At 59.9% G+C, this 18,039-nt stretch carries 21 protein-coding genes; 5 read left to right on the top strand and 16 right to left on the bottom strand.

Annotated features, from left to right (window positions below; genetic code table 11):
- The first annotated feature begins 1 nt into the window (after window position 1).
- The gene (locus EFD56_RS02530) at window positions 2–253 is read left to right on the top strand and encodes a hypothetical protein (protein WP_010005462.1); all 252 of its coding nucleotides are present in this window, start codon (window positions 2–4) and stop codon (window positions 251–253) included.
- A gap of 313 nt (window positions 254–566) precedes the next feature.
- On the top strand, window positions 567–1,841 hold the full coding sequence (locus EFD56_RS02525; protein WP_037145898.1) for an O-antigen ligase family protein: 1,275 nt from the start codon (window positions 567–569) through the stop codon (window positions 1,839–1,841).
- A 32-nt stretch (window positions 1,842–1,873) separates the two neighbouring features.
- Here the strand turns inward: EFD56_RS02525 and EFD56_RS02520 are convergent, their stop codons facing one another.
- The 7 genes from EFD56_RS02520 to EFD56_RS02490 form a co-directional block, all read right to left on the bottom strand.
- The gene (locus EFD56_RS02520; RefSeq protein WP_126904536.1) at window positions 1,874–3,868 is read right to left on the bottom strand and encodes a polysaccharide biosynthesis protein; all 1,995 of its coding nucleotides are present in this window, start codon (window positions 3,866–3,868) and stop codon (window positions 1,874–1,876) included.
- Between the two features lie 123 nt (window positions 3,869–3,991).
- Window positions 3,992–4,558 (bottom strand): sugar transferase, encoded by a 567-nt coding sequence (locus tag EFD56_RS02515; RefSeq protein ID WP_085744233.1) that lies wholly within the window; start codon window positions 4,556–4,558, stop codon window positions 3,992–3,994.
- Window positions 4,559–4,898: 340 nt separating this feature from the next.
- The gene (locus EFD56_RS02510) at window positions 4,899–6,056 is read right to left on the bottom strand and encodes a glutathionylspermidine synthase family protein (RefSeq protein WP_085744232.1); all 1,158 of its coding nucleotides are present in this window, start codon (window positions 6,054–6,056) and stop codon (window positions 4,899–4,901) included.
- A 1-nt stretch (window position 6,057) separates the two neighbouring features.
- Entirely contained in the window at window positions 6,058–6,660 is a 603-nt protein-coding gene (locus tag EFD56_RS02505) for a DUF1190 domain-containing protein (protein ID WP_126904535.1), read from the bottom strand.
- An 11-nt stretch (window positions 6,661–6,671) separates the two neighbouring features.
- Complete coding sequence (locus EFD56_RS02500) at window positions 6,672–7,073, bottom strand: DUF350 domain-containing protein (protein ID WP_004673652.1); 402 nt, start codon at window positions 7,071–7,073, stop codon at window positions 6,672–6,674.
- Between the two features lie 34 nt (window positions 7,074–7,107).
- Window positions 7,108–7,767, bottom strand: a complete 660-nt coding sequence (locus EFD56_RS02495) for a YjfK family protein (protein ID WP_126904534.1) — start codon at window positions 7,765–7,767, stop codon at window positions 7,108–7,110.
- Window positions 7,764–8,819 (bottom strand): ion channel, encoded by a 1,056-nt coding sequence (locus tag EFD56_RS02490; protein ID WP_126904533.1) that lies wholly within the window; start codon window positions 8,817–8,819, stop codon window positions 7,764–7,766. Before EFD56_RS02490 ends, EFD56_RS02495 begins: the two co-directional genes overlap by 4 nt.
- Before the next feature lie 103 nt (window positions 8,820–8,922).
- On the opposite strand from EFD56_RS02490, the gene EFD56_RS02485 reads away from it, so the two are divergent.
- The 3 genes from EFD56_RS02485 (at window position 8,923) to EFD56_RS02475 (ending at window position 10,952) form a co-directional block, all read left to right on the top strand.
- Window positions 8,923–9,369: a YjfI family protein gene (locus EFD56_RS02485; RefSeq protein WP_010009818.1), complete on the top strand. Its 447-nt coding sequence runs from the start codon at window positions 8,923–8,925 to the stop codon at window positions 9,367–9,369.
- Window positions 9,366–10,103 (top strand): PspA/IM30 family protein, encoded by a 738-nt coding sequence (locus EFD56_RS02480; protein ID WP_010009822.1) that lies wholly within the window; start codon window positions 9,366–9,368, stop codon window positions 10,101–10,103. Before EFD56_RS02485 ends, EFD56_RS02480 begins: the two co-directional genes overlap by 4 nt.
- Window positions 10,104–10,463: 360 nt before the next feature.
- Entirely contained in the window at window positions 10,464–10,952 is a 489-nt protein-coding gene (locus tag EFD56_RS02475; protein ID WP_064832323.1) for a cupin domain-containing protein, read from the top strand.
- 64 nt (window positions 10,953–11,016) lie between these two features.
- Here EFD56_RS02475 and EFD56_RS02470 read toward each other — a convergent pair whose 3' ends face one another.
- The 9 genes from EFD56_RS02470 to EFD56_RS02430 form a co-directional block, all read right to left on the bottom strand.
- Window positions 11,017–11,742 (bottom strand): amino acid ABC transporter ATP-binding protein, encoded by a 726-nt coding sequence (locus EFD56_RS02470; protein ID WP_010009825.1) that lies wholly within the window; start codon window positions 11,740–11,742, stop codon window positions 11,017–11,019.
- On the bottom strand, window positions 11,720–12,379 hold the full coding sequence (locus EFD56_RS02465) for an amino acid ABC transporter permease (RefSeq protein WP_037145887.1): 660 nt from the start codon (window positions 12,377–12,379) through the stop codon (window positions 11,720–11,722). The genes EFD56_RS02470 and EFD56_RS02465 overlap by 23 nt, the downstream gene beginning before the upstream one ends.
- Window positions 12,376–13,047, bottom strand: coding sequence for an amino acid ABC transporter permease (locus EFD56_RS02460; RefSeq protein ID WP_037115065.1), 672 nt, complete (start codon window positions 13,045–13,047; stop codon window positions 12,376–12,378). The genes EFD56_RS02465 and EFD56_RS02460 overlap by 4 nt, the downstream gene beginning before the upstream one ends.
- 76 nt (window positions 13,048–13,123) lie before the next feature.
- On the bottom strand, window positions 13,124–13,909 hold the full coding sequence (locus tag EFD56_RS02455; RefSeq protein WP_004673673.1) for a transporter substrate-binding domain-containing protein: 786 nt from the start codon (window positions 13,907–13,909) through the stop codon (window positions 13,124–13,126).
- A gap of 4 nt (window positions 13,910–13,913) precedes the next feature.
- Window positions 13,914–14,663 carry a GntR family transcriptional regulator gene (locus EFD56_RS02450; RefSeq protein WP_126904532.1) on the bottom strand — a complete coding sequence of 250 codons (750 nt, stop codon included), beginning with the start codon at window positions 14,661–14,663 and terminating at the stop codon, window positions 13,914–13,916.
- Window positions 14,664–14,874: 211 nt separating this feature from the next.
- Complete coding sequence (locus tag EFD56_RS02445) at window positions 14,875–15,645, bottom strand: amino acid ABC transporter ATP-binding protein (protein ID WP_010025547.1); 771 nt, start codon at window positions 15,643–15,645, stop codon at window positions 14,875–14,877.
- A gap of 12 nt (window positions 15,646–15,657) precedes the next feature.
- Window positions 15,658–16,317, bottom strand: a complete 660-nt coding sequence (locus EFD56_RS02440) for an amino acid ABC transporter permease (protein ID WP_126904531.1) — start codon at window positions 16,315–16,317, stop codon at window positions 15,658–15,660.
- Window positions 16,318–16,322: 5 nt separating this feature from the next.
- Window positions 16,323–16,985 (bottom strand): amino acid ABC transporter permease, encoded by a 663-nt coding sequence (locus EFD56_RS02435; RefSeq protein WP_016735724.1) that lies wholly within the window; start codon window positions 16,983–16,985, stop codon window positions 16,323–16,325.
- Window positions 16,986–17,148: 163 nt separating this feature from the next.
- A complete protein-coding gene (locus EFD56_RS02430; protein WP_010024938.1) occupies window positions 17,149–17,988 on the bottom strand; it encodes a transporter substrate-binding protein in 840 nt (279 codons plus the stop codon).
- Window positions 17,989–18,039 lie beyond the last annotated feature (51 nt).

The following is an 18,039-nucleotide window of genomic DNA, read 5'->3' as shown; positions in this document are numbered from 1 at the left end:
CATGGCTGACAAACAGGATTTGAACGCCGGCTTCACTGGCACACCCGTCGAACAGCCGGAAGGATTGGCCAGGGTCGCCCAGACGGCAGCGAGTGGCGTGAAACGCGAGGTCCATGCAGTCACCGTTGGCGCCAGAGACCATCCGCACACTGCAAGCGCATTGTTGCTTGGCATCGGTATTGTGGCGTTCGGGTTCGGCTATCTCCTTGGGCGATCATCGGCGGAAAGCCTGGCCCGCTCATATTGGCGTTAGCTATGGACCTCAACGAGTGAGCCGCGCGAGCGGAAGAATGATAAAGCCGGATCGTCTGGTCGACCGGCGTCACCAAACGCGCAAATGACATCCTTAGGGTAAGGTCGCCGCACCTCAAACGTGTTTCGTCGTCGCATCAGCCTTGCCGTTGCAGGGCATTGCGGCGCATCGACGGTAGAGCAAAAGGCGTCCGCGTTCTGCTGTTGCCGGAATACGACAGTCAGAAAAGCGCGGGTTGCGCCCGCGCCCACCGCTTGACAGCGGTGACAACGGTCCTTAGCGAGGCTGGATCAGACACCTCAGGATCAGCAAAGTGAATTACTTCAGGCAACTCGCGATTGCGGTACTTCATCCCGGGAGCGGGTCTGGAAGCGCATTTGATCGTACCAACGGCATTGCGGTTTTTCTCTTTGCAATCCTGCCCGGGCTTTCCCCCAATTTCAACGGGTTCATCCTCCTCGCGTCGATGCTGTCGGCCTTCTATCTACTGGCGACAGCCCGCTTTCCGCTGAATCTGTCGAAATCGGACCGAGCAGTTGCCATTTGCATGACGATCTACCCGCTGGTGATGATCGCGAGCATCGCCATCAATCCGCCTTACTCCGAAGTGCCAGACTGGATATTCCGTCTCCTGCCCTTCTTTTCGATCTGGCTGATATTGCCGCGAATGCGCCAATCTCCCGAGGGCCGCCTCGTGCCGCTGTTTATCCTCGGAGCCGGGATCGGCATGATCGTCACCTTTCTCATCAGCCTGTTGCAGATCATGTTTCTGATGGAAAGAGCAGAGGCTGGAACCTCGAATGCTGCACTCCTCGGCATCATAGGTCTGCTTTTCGGCGGCGTTGCGCTTCTCAACGTTCAGTCTCCCAAAAGCGTGGAGCAAAGAATTGCGATCTTGGGATATGCCGCCGGCCTCGGTTGCGTACTGCTTTCCGGAACACGTTCGGCCTGGCTGGCCATTCCCGTCCATCTCGTCATCCTTCTCTGGTATTTCCGCAAACACAGCTTTCATCTGAGTTTGCGCAGTCTCGCCATTACCGGCTCTTTGCTGTTTGCGGGACTTATCGCACTGGGCAGCGGCCAGATCATCCATCGCATCCAGGCGCTACAGGAAAATATGGCATCGCTTGAACGCAGCGAAGACGAGGTTACCTCACTCAGCGCACGGGTCGCTTTGTACAAGGGCGCACTGTCGGCAATCAGCAAGGATCCGTTGACCGGTTATGGCCCGCAAAACAGGATGGCCTCGGTGTTGGCGGAACTGCCAGACAGCATGCGGCCATACTTGACCTTCTCGCATGTCCATAACGGCTTTCTGACAGCGGGAATTGACGCCGGCGTTGTCGGCATCGCGGCGCTTTCGCTGCTGCTCCTGACGCCCTTGATAGCCGCCTGGAAAAAGGAACCTGGTCCCGGCAGAGACCTGTCTATCGCGCTCGCGCTTCTGCTCACCAGCAGCTACCTAATAACCGGCAGCGTCGGCATCATGTTCAACCAAAAGGCACTCGATCCGATCTTCGCCTATATGGTCGCCCTCATTTGCGTGGATCGGGGCAGCACACGCTTCGCGCCCGTCGTGCGAAGCTGAATTCCCGCGCTGAACGTCGCTGATTGTCGTCTTCAGGCTGCCGTGATGGTCTCGGTGCCGGTGAAGGCAAGATCCGACACCTCACCGGTTGAGGAATAGCCGGAGACGAGTTCCGCCAAGGTCGCACGTGCCGCGACCATATCGTTTCGATCCAGTGCCGCATTGAGAGAGCTGAGTTTCTTCGAAAGCTCCGGCCAGAACAGGAAATCCTCGCGTGCCTTCATAATCCTGGGATGTTCGGTTGTCTCAGGATTATCCCCGATCAACAGTTCTTCATAAAGCTTCTCGCCGGGCCTCAGGCCGGTCACGGAAAGCTCGATATCCCCTTCGGGATTATCCTCGTCGCGAACAGCCAATCCCGAAAGCTCGACCATCTTGCGGGCGAGGTCTGCGATGCGGACGGGCTCGCCCATGTCGAGCAGGAAAACATCCCCGCCTTCGGCCATCGCGCCCGCCTGAATGACAAGTTGCGAGGCCTCCGAAATGGTCATGAAGTAGCGGGTTATTTTCGGGTGCGTCAAGGTAACCGGCCCGCCGTCCTTGATCTGCTGCCGGAACAGCGGCACGACGGATCCGGAGGAACCGAGGACGTTTCCGAACCGGACCATCGAGAAATTCGTGCGCACTCTGTCAACGGCCGGTTCTGCGGCAAGCGCCTGCAGAACCATCTCCGCCAGCCTCTTGCTGGCGCCCATCACATTCGTCGGACGCACGGCTTTGTCCGTGCTGATCAGCACGAAATTCAAGACGCCGCATTTATTCGCCGCGCGTGCGGTGATCAGCGTCCCCATGACGTTGTTCTTGATGCCTTCCACCGCATTATGTTCGACGAGAGGCACATGCTTGTAAGCGGCGGCATGATAGAGCGTCTGCGGCCGCCAGCTCTGCATGATATGTTCCATGCGGTCCTGGTCGCGGACGGAACAAAGGATCGGAACGATCTGCAGGCTTTCCAGCTTGTAAAGTTCGGCCAGCTTCAGCAATTCGGCGTGAATATTATAAAGCGCGAACTCGTTCTGATCGATGAGGATGAGGCTCGAAGGCGCATTGCGCAAAATCTGCCGACAGAGTTCACCACCGATGGAACCGCCGGCGCCCGTGACCATCACCACCTTCTTGCGCATCGCCTTGTCGAGCAATTCCTGCCGCGGCGCCACCGCTTCCCTGCCCAGCAGATCTTCGATCTCCAGCTCGCGAATGTCGGAGACGGCGACACGGCCCTGAGCAAGCGCCGTGAGGTCCGGCAATGTCCGAACATTCACCCTGGCTTTGCGAATGCGCTCGAGGATTTCATTGCGTCGCTGCCGCGATGCGGATGGCAGAGCAAGAAGCACGTTGTGCACGCCAAGAGCTTCGGCGAGCACCGGAAGATCCGACGGGTCGTAGATCGGCAAGCCGCCCATGATGCCGCCCTTGAGACGCGGATCATCGTCCAGGTAACCGACGACATTGAGTTCGGCGCTGTTCGTCAGAGCACCGGCCAATTGTCGACCGGCATTCCCTGCCCCGTAGATCAGCACCTTGGCAAGCGTATTCTGGTGAAGGATACGCTGATAGGTATCGCCGAGCCAATAGCGGATGCCCAGTCGCGACAGGCCGATCGCAATCAGCAGCAGGAAAGGCTGGAGAATACCGACCGTTCTCGGAACGCCAGGGACGCTCAGCGCAGTAAAAATTGTCATGAAGGCGACGCCGTAGATCGCAATAGCCTTCAGAACCGCGATGAAAGCGGCAAGACCGGCGTAACGGAAGATTGCCCGATACATGCCCATGACGATGAAGATAGGAAGGGCCATGCACAGGGAGACGAAGACCGGCAACCACTGCACGCCGGTCAGCACCGTCCATTCGTTCAGTCGGAAGCAATAAGCCAGCCAGATCGTCAGGACGCAAAAGCTCGAATCCACCAGCAAGGCGAGCGCGCGTTTGGCAGGACGCGGCATCGCCAGCAGAGGGGCGACGAGCGCCTGCATCGGCACTAAGAACCATGCTGAGCGTGGCGTCTCAGTGGGGGTATTTTCAGGCATTGCTTCCCAGCGTCTCGCGGATCAATCAGACAATCCCCTTCTTGTCATTTTCTACAACGAGCGCAACTGAAATAATCGGAAACCAAGGTCTTCCGCGGCACTTATCTATCAGAAGTAGGTAACTTAATGCTTTATTCCCTTGCGGCGGATGACCTTCCCGGCCGTCAAAAACAGGATGCGCATATCGAAGCCGATCGAGCGCCGGTGAAGATATTCGACGTCGAATTTCACTTTCTCCGGAATCGGCAATTCGTCGCGGCCGTTGATCTGAGCCCACCCGGTCAGTCCAGGCAGGAGTTTGTCGACGCCGTGGGCCGTCCGCAATTCGATCAGATCATACTGATTGTAGAGCGCCGGCCGAGGCCCGACGAAACTCATCCTGCCCACCAGAATGCACCAGAGCTGCGGCAGTTCGTCGAGGCTGGACTTGCGCAGAAACGAACCGATGGGGGTCAGAAACCGATCGGGATTTTCGAGCAGATGTGTGGCAACCGTCGGCGTGTCGACGCGCATGCTGCGAAATTTCGGCATCAGGAAGATCTGATTGAAGCGGCCGACACGTTTGGACCAGTAGAGGATCGGGCCCGGCGAAGTCATGCGGACGCAGAGAGCGACGACAAGGATCGGAACAAACAGGATGACCGACGCGACCACAGCCAGAAGAATATCGACCGCCCGTTTCAAACCCACGCTCCGCACTTGTTCCACCGCCTCAAGGGGGATTTTGCCATACGCCCCACCGCGCCGTATCGTCAAAAAAACGCAGCGCGTCAATTCCGGTTGTTGCCGCTTTCGTCAATGAGCGGTCTACTGATCATCGCCCGTGTCCCTTGACTCACCTGTGCATCAATAAATTGGAATCCGATAAGGCTCGAGCGAAGACTTCAAGGCGCCGTTGCCCAGTTTCCGCCCCAGGTTCACTGCAGTAAACTCTCCCCTCATTTGCGGCTTTGCTCGGCGTGTCTATGACAGGCCCTCTTGTGGCAAGGATTGGGTTGAATACGGGATATGCTACGCACGTAATGGAATTTTACTCCATTATAATGTGCGGCACGAAACGCGACAGATTGGCCGTTATGCGTGAGCGATCCTCGCGCACGGCAAGGCCGCAGGCGCGATCGCCGGCGACCCAGCTGCCGAGCACGGCAAAGCCGCCGTTGCTTTCGAAAAGCGGGGCATAGGCTTGGATGACGAAACCTTCGTCGCCGTAATCGCCCGGAGCAGAAACCAGTTCCTGCCCCTCTCGAAAGATCGTAACGTTTTCGCCTTCTCGCGACAATAGCGGCTTGCGCACATAGTCGCTCAAGGTCGAAGCCGCCGGGTCGTCGGTGAAATAGCTGGGCAGCAGATTGGGGTGATTGGGGTGGCGCTGCCAGAGCAGAGGCAGAAGCCCTTTGTTGGAAAGCACGGCCTTCCAGGCGGGTTCGACGAAAACATCGCCCGAGCGCGCGAGTTCGCGGGCGAACGGCTCGCGCAGCATGAATTCCCATGGGTACAGCTTGAAGCAGCGATCGATCACCCGATCCTTGAGATCGGTGTAGCGGCCCTCAGCATCGATGCCGATCTCGCGAATGTCGAGAAGCTCGACGCGATGGCCGGCCTGCACCGCACAGTCCATCAGATAGACCGTCGTGCCGCGATCCTCCTCATTGTCGGTTATCGCCGCGAAATGGAAGATCGACTCCTTGGGGAACTGGTCGAATGCCTCGACAAGGCTCTCCTGCAGGAAATTATACTGGTCCGCCTCCTTCGGCAGAACACCCAAAGCGATCTGGTCGGTCAGCCAGTTGAACTGAAAATAGGCGGTCTCGAAGACGGAGGTCGGAGTATCGGCGTTGTATTCGAGCAGCTTGGCTGGGCCGTTGCCGTCATAAGCAAGATCGAAGCGGCCGTAGAGGTGCCGGTCGCGGCGCTGCCAGGATCGCTGCACCACATCGCGCAGATCCTCCGGAATGGCCAGCCGGTCGAGCGACTCTTCGCTGCCGACGATATCACCGACCAGATCCATGCACATATCGTGCAGTTGCTGGCTCGGCTCTTCGATCTGCGTCTCGATCTCATCCAGTGTGAACGTATAGGCGGCATCGTCGAGCCAGTAGGGCTCGCCATACATGACGTGAAATCCGAAGCCGACGGCGCGCGCCTTGTCACGCCAATCGGGACGCGCAGGAAGAGTGATGCGCTTCATGTCAGCCGCCGAAACTGAAGGACGAACGGCCACCGAAGCCCTGCCGGGCGACGGTGCGGGTATTGACGTTGACCGGCTTGACACTTTGGCGCGAAGGCGCAGTCACGCTGTCGCTGCGCATGCCGCCCGAACGAACGGTGGTCGTCAGCGTCTGCCCCGAGCGATTGCGATAGATCGGCGTCGAGCCGTAATAGTAACCGGCCTCCTCCTGGCGCCGGCGATAATCGTAATAATCGCTGACGTTGTTCAATGCCGAAGACAGCATATAGCCTGCCAGGAAGGGCATGAAGACGCTGCCGCTCCCGCCGGTGTTGTTGGGCAGAGCGCTGGCCGGTTGTTCCGTGCACTGACCCTTGCCGTATTCGGCTTCGCACGCAGCCATGCCGTCGAAACGCGGCGCGGTGGCGAGGTGGGCGCGCATCGCATCCTGATAACTGGCCTGGCAGACCTGCCGGTCCATCCCGGCGGTCACGCATTGGTCGACCGACGTGAACATTATATCCGAAGGAGTGTCATCGCCGCAGCCGGACAGTGCCAGGGTCGAGGCAGCGATGGTGCCAAGGGCCAGGAAAGGTCGCCTGTGCCCGCTCATGCGTCTGCGCATCTTTCCCTCCCTCAATAGGTCATGCAGGCGGCGTTGAGAATGCCGATGACGAGGGCGATTCCGCCGCCCCATAGGCCGGCGGCGATATCGTCGGCGGTGATCTTTTCATGCAGATCCGTCATGGTGAAGTTCGCTATATAAAATGCGAGGATCTGCGCCAGAATGCCGATCGCCGCCCAGATGACGTAGTCGATGATGCTGACCGAATTGGCTGCCGCCGAAGCCAGAGGCAGGCTGAAACCGACAAGGGCGCCCAAGAATGCCGTAACGGCCGCAAGATTGCCGGCGCGGATGAGTTGTACCTCCTGTTGCGGCGTCAGCCAGGTATAGATCACCGCGAAAACAGCATAGGCGCCGAGACCGATGGCGAAATAGCCAAGGAAGGCAGGCAGGCCCGCCACGTAATCGAGCATCGATAAAATCCTCCGTTAAAATTGATAAAGCCCATCAGACGCGGCGAACGTCGGCGGGAGCCAGACCGTAACCGATCAGAAATTCCACTGAACTGCCCGCCTGGCTCTGGCCGAGGTCGAGGTCGCGCTCGACATTGATCAGCAGCATTTCGCGCGTCGAGCCAAGCGGCCGATAATACAACATGCAGGTCTGATGAATGGCGCGCTGTGCCTCACCGTCCTCGACCCTTTCGACAAATTCCACCAGCTGGGCGCGTTCCGGGCCGTCGCCCCAGAACCGGTTGTAGAGGATCCCGTCGGCATCATAGGATGGCTGTCCGATCAGGCCGGCCGGCCCGGTCCAGCGGTTCCATTCGCTCTGACCGGCAGGCACGACGCTGTCCCACGGCTGATAGAAGCTGATATCGTCGATCACATCACCGGGCTTGCCCGAGGCCGACATCACCTGAATCATCCGGTTCTCTTCATCGTAATAGCGCGACAGAACCGTGGCGGCATCGAGCAGAACCTCACCGTAACCGGCAATGATAAATGGCCCGCTCCGTGGCAGCGGCATGGCCGGCTCGCCGCCCAAAGCATCGGCTTCAAGGGAGAGGAAATCGATCTCGAACGCCCCACCGATGGCAACGTTCAAGGGACCGAGTTCTTTTGGCAGGGGCTTTTCTTCCTTGCTTCCACCGAACCAGCCGATCATGTTTCGTCTCCCATTCTAGCCCAGGCGATGGTGGCGGGATCTAGCCGCATTCCGCTGATGTAGTAAAGAGTCTCCCCGCCGCGCATCGGCGTCTCGTCTCGGCAATTCAGATCGGTCATGCCCTCGCTCAGCATGCCCACCAGCGTCACGTTGTACCGGCGCTTGAGCCTTAAAAATACCTCGCCATAGAGCAGTGGCGTTTGCAAAGGCGGCACCGGCAGGGAAAAGGCCGTGTCGGTGGAGGCGGCCGACAGCAGCCGTGCGGCGATTTCCGAGGAGCCCGGATCACGCGCTGAACGCGACAGGAGCTCCTCGGCGAGCGATCCCACCGCCTCGACGCGCGGCCGCAGCTGTTTGACCATCTGCGCCGTGCGGTCATCGTCGAAATAGGCAACGATATGGGCATTGGGCGCGTGATCCTCGGCAATCAGGACTGCGGCCAGCGTTTCGTCGTCATTGGCGCCGCGCGCAATGATCGCGCGCGCCTGGGCTATGCCGGCCCGAGTCAAGGCATCAGCATCGGCAAGCCGATCGCTTCTGATATAGTCGGCGTAGTCGGTGGCGGGATTTTCCGGCAGGTCCTTGGCGACCAGAACGCTCATCGGCTCGTTGGCATGGCGTTCGGAATGCAGCAGCCGCAGTGTCTGGTGTGTCTGCCCCTCTTGCCAGCCTACAACGATGATATGGCCGGCGCGTTCGCTGTAATCACCCAATCCGCGCATGCGATTCCTCCAAATCGTACCGATAGCTGTCAACAACTTGCCAAGAACTGCAGTAAAGATGGCAATGCCACCGGGAAGAACGATCAGCACGGTGATGAGCCGGCCGGGCGCCGACTTTGGAGAAAGATCGCCATAGCCGACAGTCGTTGCGGTGACCATATAATAATAAACGAAGTCGACCGGCCTGACGACGAGATCGCCCTCGCCTGCCAGCATAAAGAGCAGGTAAGACAAGACCAGATGAAGAACGAGGATAAGAAAAAGCGCTGACCAGGCCAACTCGCCCAGCGAAAGATATATACGCCGCAGAAATGAAGCGATAAATGGCAAGCGATTCCCCCGGTTGCTAACGTGCACCCTATCGAAATTTATTTCGCGCGCCAGACCTTTAAGTTGTAAACCGACTACCCAGATATTTTTGACGCTCTAACCGATGGAGGACTTTTTGGAGACCTGGAACCTCACAACTTTGACGCGCCTGTTCGCCGCCGATCCGGAGGCGCTCGGCGATGTTGATGTAGCCGTACCCGAGCACGGGGACGTCTTGTGTGTAACGCTGAAGGAAAGAGGCGATCTTGACGTCTTCGTCACGGTGAGCGGCGAGCGCGATATCCTCGTCAGCGTTGTTCTGGTGCCCTGCAAGGAGGTGCCCAAGCGAGAGGCCTTCGAACGCATGGTTCTGAAGACGCACAAGTTCGTCCCGCTTTCGAGCTTCGGCATCACCACGATTGACGGTGAGGAATGGTACGAATTGTTCGGTTCGCTGTCGGCACGCTCGTCGGCCGAGACCGTCGTCGAGGAAGTCGCGATTCTGGCTGCCAACGCCGTCGACGCAGCGCATATGATTGAAGAATGGAAAAGCGGGGAGATTGCAGCGTGAGCACCTGGGGAAAGATTTTTACCGCCATTCGCGGCGGCATCAACGAGGCAGCAGAAGCGGCCGCCGACAGCCAATCCATGCGCATTCTCGACCAGGAAATTCGCGACGCCGAGCAATCGCTGCGCCGGGCGCGATCCGATCTGGCCGGCATCATGGCATCGAACAAGAGCGTCATGCGCCGGCTTGAAGAAAACCGCGCGAAGGAAACCAAGGATACCGACAGCGCCCGCGCTGCGATCTCCGCAGGCCGTACGGATCTCGCGCAGGGTCTCGCGCAGCGCATTGCCAATAGCCGCGCCGAAGTGCAGCGAGACCAGGAAGAGCTCGATCGGCTGCTGCCCCGCCAGCAGCAGATGCTGCGCACGATCCAGGAAACCGAGTCGCGCATCGCGCAGATGAAGCGCGAAGTGGAGAACGTCAAAGCCAACGAGTCGCTGCTGCGCGCCCAATCGGCGATCGCCCATAGCCAGTCGGGCATCAACACCCGTCTCGGCAGCGCCGTGGAAAGTCTCGAACGCATCAAGAAACGCCAGGAAATCACCGCCGGCCGTATCGAAGCCGGCGCTGAACTGGCCGCGCTGGAAAACGGCAGCGATCTCGACCGCCAGCTGCGCGAGGCCGGCATTGGCAGTTCGAGCCATTCGGCGGACGACATTCTCGCTCAGCTGATGGCGCCGACGCACTCGGCCGAGCCGGTCTTGCTGCCCGCCCCTGCCGGCAACAAGGACCGATAATTCCCGGAGCGGCCGCCCAGTCGTCAGAGTGATCTTGAAGACGGAGCGGCCGTACAGGGAATTTCGGCGTTGCAGACCGAACAAGTCGAAGAATGAATGATTTCGTCAGGCTGCTGCGGGCCGAGCTCGTGCTTGCCGAAGCGACCGCAGGTGGCCAGATCGGGGGCACCAGGCACGCCTCCCGCCGGTCCCCCACTATCCTCCGGGAGGCGACAGCGCGCCGAGGAACCTTTGGCAAACACCAAGGTTTAGTTTTTTGAAGCCGACAGCGCGGGTGACTTCGGTGACGAGCGCTCCGAAAAGGTCTGAGCGAGCAGCGTCAACGCCCCCCGTCAATCCGTGACAAGCTAGGCATCCAACATGCATGTCGAAACGATAATTTTCGAGCCGAGCGATTGGGTCCCAAACAATCAGCGTCTCCCGGTGTTACTTTACAAGGGGCTTCTTGACGACGACCGACGTTGTGATTTCGAAGGTCGCTTCGCGGAAGGCGGTTGGACAGACATCTGGGCAAACGGTGTCTTCGATTATCAGCACTACCATGCCGGCGCGCATGAGGTGCTCGGAGTGGCACGTGGCAGCGCCACCCTTCTGATTGGCGGTTCCGGCGGTCAGGCCATCGAGGTCACGGCGGGGGACTGCTTGGTGCTTCCGGCCGGGACAGGCCACCAAAATCTCGGCTGCACGCCGGACTTCCAGGTCGTCGGCGCTTATCCCAAGGGACAGCAAGCCGACATTCAGACTTCGGCTGCTTCAAACGAAATGCTGGCGAAAATCGCGTCCGTACCCATCCCCCATAGCGATCCCGTTCAAGGTCCATCGGGATTTCTCACCAAGACATGGCGGTAGCCACCAACAAGCGGGCGGCACACGACCGCTCTCAAGCCTTACATTCGTTTCACCTGCGACGCCCCTAGCCGACACCGAGGAACTGCCTGAGCTCGGCAGTTTGCGGATTGGCGAAGAGATCCTCCGGGCGGCCTGCTTCGTGGACCCTGCCCTGATGCATGAACACGACGCGGCTGCAGACGTCGCGGGCAAACTTCATCTCATGCGTGACCATCAGGAGCGTCATTCCCTCGGCGGCAAGCTCGCGCACCACCGCCAGAACTTCGGCGACCAGTTCCGGATCGAGCGCCGAGGTAATCTCGTCGCAGAGAAGTGCGGTCGGCTGCATGGCGAGCGCGCGGGCAATGGCGACGCGCTGTTGCTGGCCGCCCGAGAGCTCATCCGGATAGGCGTCGAACTTGTGGCCCAGCCCCACCCGCTCCAGCATCTTGCGGGCGACGGCTTCTGCCTCGGCCTTCGGAGTTTTCTTGACCACGGTTTGCGACAGCATGACATTGCCGCCGGCGCTCAAGTGCGGGAAAAGGTTGAATTGCTGAAAGATCATGCCGACCTTGAGACGCAGCGCCTTCAGATGCACCTCGTCGCCTAGGAGCTGCGCACCGGCCACGGAGATGGAGCCGCTGGTGATGGTCTCCAGGCCGTTGATGCAGCGAAGCAGGGTCGATTTACCCGAACCGCTCTTGCCGATAATGGCGATGACTTCCCCCGGCTCTACATCGAGATTGATGCCTTTCAGCACCTCGGTGGCTCCAAAGCTTTTGCGGACTTCAGTGATTTCGATGAGCGACATTGAGCTTCCTCTCCAGGATCTGGCTGCTTTTTGACAAGGGCCAGCAAAGGGCGAAGTAGATGAGGGCGACGAGCCCATAGACGGTGAAGGGCTGGAAGGTGGCGTTGGTGACCACGGTGCCGGCTTTCGACAATTCGACGAAGCCGATGATCGAGGTCAGCGCCGTTCCCTTGATGATCTGGACGGAAAAGCCGACCGTGGGCGGGATGGCGACCCTCAGCGCCTGCGGAAGGATGACGTAGCGCATCTGCTGCAACCGCCCCATGCCGAGGCTGGCGGAGGCTTCCCATTGCCCTCTGGCGACCGACTCGACGCAGCCTCGCCATATTTCGGCGAGAAAGGCTGCGGTCCACAGGATGAGCGCCATGCCCGCGGCAAGCCAGGCCGGCACATCGATGCCGAAGAGACCGAGACCGAAAAAAGCAATGAAGAGCTGCATCAGCAACGGCGTGCCCTGGAAGAGCTCGATATAATATTTCGCGAATGCCCTGCACGCCTTGTTTTTGCTGATGCGCAGCAACAGCAACCCCAGTCCGACCGCGCCCCCGCCGATGAAGGAGACGAGCGAGAGAAGGATTGTCCAGCGGGTGGCGAGCAGCAGGTTGCGCAGTATATCCCAGAGGGTGAACTCGATCATAGCGCCGCTCTCCTTGGAAAAATCAACCCGCCGATGACAGCCAGCACCTGCCGGAGCAGGATCGCCAGCGTGAGATAAATGGCAGTCGAGACGATGTAGGCCTCGAAGGCGCGGAAGGTTCGCGACTGTATGAAGTTTGCGGCAAAGGTCAGATCTTCGGCGGCGATCTGCGACACGACCGACGAGCCGAGCATGACGATGACGACTTGCGACGACAGCGCTGGCCAGATGCGCTGCAGCGAAGGCACGAGAACCACATGCCGGAAGGTCTCGAAGCGCGTCATGGCAAGGCTCTCGCCCGCCTCGAACTGGCCCTTCGGCGTTGCCTGGATACCGGCACGGATAATTTCGCAGCTATAGGCGCCGAGGTTGACGACCATTGCAAGATTGGCCGCCGTCAGTTCGGAAAGATGGAGGCCGATCGACGGAAGACCGAAAAAGATGAAAAAGAGCTGAATCAGGAAGGGCGTGTTGCGGATCAGCTCGACATAGGCCGCAACGACCGGTTTCAGCCAGGCCGGGCCGAGTGCCCGCACCCAGGCGCAGAAAATGCCGAGCGAAATGCCAAGCACCCCGCCGACCGCGATAAGCTCCAAGGTGATCACGATGCCCTTGATGATGTCAGGGTAATATTGAAGCAGCCAGCCGAATTCGAAATGGTAGCTCAAGGAATGTCCCCTCTTGCGGTGACGGGGCGCATGTCATCCCGCGGCCGCAGGAGACATGCGCAAGAACCAGGTTTGCTTACAGATCGGACGGCAGATCGGCGCCGAGCCACTTCTGCGATATCGCATTCAGCGTGCCGTCGGTTTTAGCGGCGGCGATAATGCCGTTCACTTTCTCCAGCAGGGCGGACTGTTCCTTGTTGAGGCCGATGTAGCAGGGCGAGTTCTTGATGAGGAACTTCAGCTCCGGGCGCTTGGGAGGATTCTTGGCGAGGATCGCAGCCGCCACGACATTGCCGGTGGCAATGATATCGACCTGGCCGGACAGGAACGCCGAGATGGTGCCGTTATTGTCCTCGTAACGCTTGATCGTCGCGTCGGTTGGCGCGATCTTCGTCAGCTCGAGATCTTCGACGGCGCCGCGCGTGACGCCGATGCTCTTGCCTGCGAGATCTTCCGCCTTGGCGACCGCAAGATCGGCCGGTGCGAACACGCCGTTGAAGAAGGGCGCGTAGGCGACCGAGAAGTCGATCACCTTTTCGCGGTCCGGATTCTTGCCAAGGCTTGATATGACAAGATCGACCTTGTTCGTCTGCAGATAGGGGACGCGGTTGGCGCTCGTGACCGGCACGAGCTCGGCTTTGACGCCGAGCTTTTCGGCAATGAGATTGGCCATGTCGATATCATAGCCCATGGGCGCCATGTCGGTGCCGACGCTGCCGAAGGGCGGGAAATCCTGCGGGACAGCGACACGCAGCGTCCCGCGCGCCGTAATGTCGGCGAGAGCATCGGCGTGAGACGGCGCGTTGAAGCCGAAGGTCGCGGCCAGGGTCGCGATTGCGAAGAAGACTCGTCTTGTCAGCATGGGTTCATTGCTCCTTTGAGGTTGTGGCTTTCAAGTCTGGCTGTTGGGGGACGGCGGACGCGGTCTTGGGCGGCAGCGACAGGGAATTGCGCAGATCCGAAAGCGGATCCGGGCGTGCCGTGAGATCGAGGCCCATTTCGACTTCATCAAGATGTTCGACGGAGAGCGCCGCAGCTTTGACAAAGTCGCCCGCCTGCATGGCCTCGAAAATGCGGCAATGCCCCTCGTGGGACTGCGCCGCGTGAAATTCGGACTGATAGAGCATCGAGATGAGGATGGTCCTTGCGGTCAGGTCACGCAGGATATCGACGATGATGGCGTTCCCGCTCAGTTCCGCGATGCGGATATGAAAATCGCCCATCAGATAGGTCAGGCGCTGGCGGTCGCCCGCCGCCATTGCATTCCGCTCCTCGTTCAGATGCGCGTCGAGAGCTTTGCGGCCCTCCTCCGCCAGCACGCGCATGCTGCGCAGCAAACCGGCCTCGACGATACGCCGCGCCTCATAAACCGCGATCGCATCTTCGGCGGACGGCTCGACGACAAACCAGCCTCGCCGAGGGCTGACATGCACGATACCGCGGGTCTCCAGGCGCATCATGGCTTCACGGACGCGGGTTCGGGATACGCCGAAGAGCGTTGCCAGCTGGTTTTCGCCAAGCCGCGTACCGGGCCGAATCCTGGCAGACAGGATGCCGGAGACGATCGTCGCCTCGATGGACTTCTGCGTGGTCTCGGATGTGTGGCACTCTTGCATACAAGAGAGAAAGCAAAGCGCATGCCAAAATCATGCGGCCAGGATTTTCAAGAGGGCTCGGATGCGTTGCGGGAAATTTGCCTGTAGGGAATGCAGCCTGCGCGGAATTTATGCGGGCGCCGGCCCCCTCCCCGCACCGATATCCTGATCGTCAACCGACCGGGCAGCGGCACCGGCGCCGGAGGCGCCGAACTGCCTCGCTTGGCGTTTTTTAGTTGAAGCTCGAGGTTTTGAGGAATTCGGCCAACCGTTCGGTCTTCGGACGCACGAACATTTCCTTCGGATCGCCCTCCTCGCAGATGACGCCCTGGTTCATGAAGATGACGCGGGACGAAACCTCGTAGGCAAAACGCATCTCGTGGGTGACGAGCAGCATGGTCATGCCGTCGGCGGCAAGCCCCTTGATCACCTGCAGCACCTCGCCCACCAGTTCCGGGTCGAGCGCCGAGGTTACCTCATCGAACAGCATCAGCCGCGGCGACATGGCGATGGCGCGAGCAATTGCAACGCGCTGCTGCTGGCCGCCGGAGAGCTGACCGGGATAATGGTTGGTGCGGGCGGCGAGGCCGACGCGGTCGAGCCATTTTTCGGCGATGATGCGGGCCTCCGGCTTGGTCATCTTCTTCACTTTGATGAGGCCGAGCATGACGTTTTCGGCGGCGCTCATATGCGGGAAGAGATTGAACTGCTGGAAGGCCATGCCGGTCAGCGCGCGCTGGCGGGCAATCTCCTTTTCGCTCTTGCGCCGCCGCGTCGCACCATCGACGCGATAGCCGATCTCTTCGCCGTCGAGGCGGATCGTGCCGCCCTGGAATTCCTCAAGCATGTTGACGCAGCGCAGCAAGGTGGTCTTGCCGGAACCGGACGAACCGATGATCGAGATGACCTCGCCTTCCTGCACAGCGCAATCGACGCCTTTGAGAACCTCGTGGATACCGTAAGTCTTGCGCAGACCCTTGATGTCGAGAATGGTCTTGGCCATCGGGAAGTCTCCTCAGGACGGCAGGGCGGTCTTGCGCTCGACATATTTGCCGAAGTGCTCGATGCCGTAGTTGACGATGAAATAGAGACCACCGGCCAGAAAATAGAACTGGAGGCTCATGAAATTGCGGGAAATGATCTCCTGCGTGCGCAGCAGAAGCTCCGCGACGCCGATGACCGAGAGCAGCGTCGACGCCTTCACCATTTCGGCCGCCGTATTCACCCATGCCGGCAGGCACTGGCGCATGGCCTGCGGCCACAGCACCGAGGTAAAGGTCTGGGTAAAGGTCAGGCCGATCGCCTTGGCGGCTTCCGTCTGCCCCTTCGGGATCGCCTGAAGCGCTCCGCGCACGATCTCGCCGACATGGGAAGAGCAGAAGATGGCAAGGGCGAGCACCCCGGCGGAAAACGGCCCGAGATCGAGACCGACCGCAGCGGAGACGTAATAGCTTGCCAGCACGAGAACGAGCACCGGCGTGCCGCGGATGATATCCGTATAGGCGCGCACGATGAGGCGTAAAATCATGCCGCCATAGACGAGCGCCAGGCCGACGAAAACGCCGATGAGGGAGCCGGCGAGAATGGCCAGCAGCGAGATCGACACCGTCATGGCGATGCCGTTCATGATGACGTAGCGGGCGATCCAGAGTTGTTCGAGAAAAGTGTGGGACATCGGGACTATCTCGGCAGGGCCAGACGGCGCTCGACGAGGCGCATCAGGGCGGCGATGAGGAAACAGGTCGCGACATAGAGAGCTGATGTGACCATCCAGGTCTCTATGACACGGAAGCTCTCGACATTGATCTTGCGGGCGGCAAAGGTCAGTTCGGGCACGGCGATGGCGGCGGCGAGCGAAGTGTCCTTGAAGAGCGAGATGATCGTCGACGAAAGCGATGGCAGCACGTTGCGCAGCATCAGCGGCGCAATGATGGAACTGCGGATCTGCATCCCGGTCAGGCCGATGGCGAGTCCCGCTTCGGTCAGTCCTCTCGGAATCGACAGCAGGCCGGCACGGAATACTTCGGCCAGATAGGCGCCGGAATAGAGGGAGAGAACCAGCACGAAGCTTTTCATCTTGTCGAGGCGCAAGCCCATCTGCGGCAGCGCGAAAAAGGCGAAAAGCACGAGGACGAGAATCGGCAGGTTGCGAATGACAGTGACATAAATGCGCGCCGGCACGAGCGCGAAGCGCCTCCTGGATGTCAGCGCGAAAGCGACGACAAGACCGATTGCGGCCCCGATCAGGATCGAGATCACGGCAAGGCCGAGGCTGAGCGCAAGTCCGCTTAGCAGAAAGTCGAAATTGCGCCAGACGACCGCGAAATTCAGCGTGTAACCCATGCAGGCCCTTTCAGACCGGAGCTGATGTCGAACGCGCGAGCGGTTCGGACGACATCATGCTCCAACTCCTCGATTTAGAACCGGATACCAATCTTAGGCCGACCCCGGCCTAAGATCATCCTGTTCCTGCGGAGCGGGTTTGAGATCCCGCCTCGCATGACCGTCACTTGAATTCGACGGGGAAGCCGATCTGCGGCGGCGTCAGGTCTTTGCCGAACCAGGTCTTGAAGGACTTGGCGTAGAAGTCGAATTCGACGCCGGTCATGGCTTCGTGAAGAGCAGTGTTGACGAAGTTCAGCCAGTCCTGGTCACCGCGTTTGACGGCGCAGGCATAGGTCTGCGGGTTCCAGCCGTAGCCGGCATCCTTGTAGCGGCCTGGGTTCTGCGTCATGTACCAGGCGAGCGACGACTGGTCCGTGGCGACGGCATCCGCACGCCCCGACTCCAGCGCCTGGTAGATCAGGTCGACGGATTCGTACTGGTCGACGGTCGCCTCGGGCAATGCCGCATGCACCATCGTCTCCGCATAGACGTTCTGCAGAACCGAGATGGTGGCCGAGGAACCCGCCGCCTTCAGAGCGGCATAATCGGCATACTTTCCGTCCGCCTTGAGCATCAGGCCGACGCCCTCGCGATAATAGGGAATGGTAAAGGCCACCTGCTGGGCGCGTTCCCCCGTAACGGTCATGAACTGGCAGGTAATATCGACCTTGTCGGTGGTGATGTTCGGAATGCGGGCGTCCGAGGACTGATTGACATATTCGATCTTCTCCGGATCGCCGAACAGGGCTTTGGCGATGATGTGGCCCATGTCGACATCGAAGCCCTGAAGCTTGTCGTCCGCGCTCTTGAAGTGCCAGGGTGCATTGGTGCTGCCCGTGCCGAGAACGAGATGGCCGCGGGCCAGCACTTCATCGAGCTTGCTGCCCTCGGCGAGCACAGGCGTGGACAACAAAGCGGCGGCGACCAGCGATATCACACCGGTGCGAAAGGAAATGGTCATGGCGTTCCCCTTATGGATGGTTCCCATTGTTCCAGTATAATGGACGCGTGT

The organism is Rhizobium phaseoli (assembly GCF_003985125.1).
GTDB classification, from domain to species: domain Bacteria; phylum Pseudomonadota; class Alphaproteobacteria; order Rhizobiales; family Rhizobiaceae; genus Rhizobium; species Rhizobium phaseoli.
The sequence above is the reverse complement of the archived record's forward strand: the minus strand, read 5'-3'. Positions and strand labels throughout refer to the sequence as shown.

Bases quoted from the DNA above. Each gene is read 5' to 3' on its own strand.
- EFD56_RS02435 (WP_016735724.1), bottom strand. From the start codon at position 16,985: ATGGGTTACACGCTGAATTTCGCGGTCGTCTGGCGCAATTTCGACTTT.
- EFD56_RS02485 (WP_010009818.1), top strand. From the start codon at position 8,923: ATGGAGGACTTTTTGGAGACCTGGAACCTCACAACTTTGACGCGCCTG.
- EFD56_RS02465 (WP_037145887.1), bottom strand. From the start codon at position 12,379: ATGATCGAGTTCACCCTCTGGGATATACTGCGCAACCTGCTGCTCGCC.
- EFD56_RS02510 (WP_085744232.1), bottom strand. From the start codon at position 6,056: ATGAAGCGCATCACTCTTCCTGCGCGTCCCGATTGGCGTGACAAGGCG.
- EFD56_RS02470 (WP_010009825.1), bottom strand. From the start codon at position 11,742: ATGTCGCTCATCGAAATCACTGAAGTCCGCAAAAGCTTTGGAGCCACC.
- EFD56_RS02455 (WP_004673673.1), bottom strand. From the start codon at position 13,909: ATGCTGACAAGACGAGTCTTCTTCGCAATCGCGACCCTGGCCGCGACC.
- EFD56_RS02495 (WP_126904534.1), bottom strand. From the start codon at position 7,767: ATGATCGGCTGGTTCGGTGGAAGCAAGGAAGAAAAGCCCCTGCCAAAA.
- EFD56_RS02530 (WP_010005462.1), top strand. From the start codon at position 2: ATGGCTGACAAACAGGATTTGAACGCCGGCTTCACTGGCACACCCGTC.
- EFD56_RS02520 (WP_126904536.1), bottom strand. From the start codon at position 3,868: ATGCCTGAAAATACCCCCACTGAGACGCCACGCTCAGCATGGTTCTTA.
- EFD56_RS02450 (WP_126904532.1), bottom strand. From the start codon at position 14,663: ATGCAAGAGTGCCACACATCCGAGACCACGCAGAAGTCCATCGAGGCG.
- EFD56_RS02445 (WP_010025547.1), bottom strand. From the start codon at position 15,645: ATGGCCAAGACCATTCTCGACATCAAGGGTCTGCGCAAGACTTACGGT.
- EFD56_RS02500 (WP_004673652.1), bottom strand. From the start codon at position 7,073: ATGCTCGATTACGTGGCGGGCCTGCCTGCCTTCCTTGGCTATTTCGCC.
- EFD56_RS02505 (WP_126904535.1), bottom strand. From the start codon at position 6,660: ATGCGCAGACGCATGAGCGGGCACAGGCGACCTTTCCTGGCCCTTGGC.
- EFD56_RS02440 (WP_126904531.1), bottom strand. From the start codon at position 16,317: ATGTCCCACACTTTTCTCGAACAACTCTGGATCGCCCGCTACGTCATC.
- EFD56_RS02430 (WP_010024938.1), bottom strand. From the start codon at position 17,988: ATGACCATTTCCTTTCGCACCGGTGTGATATCGCTGGTCGCCGCCGCT.
- EFD56_RS02475 (WP_064832323.1), top strand. From the start codon at position 10,464: ATGCATGTCGAAACGATAATTTTCGAGCCGAGCGATTGGGTCCCAAAC.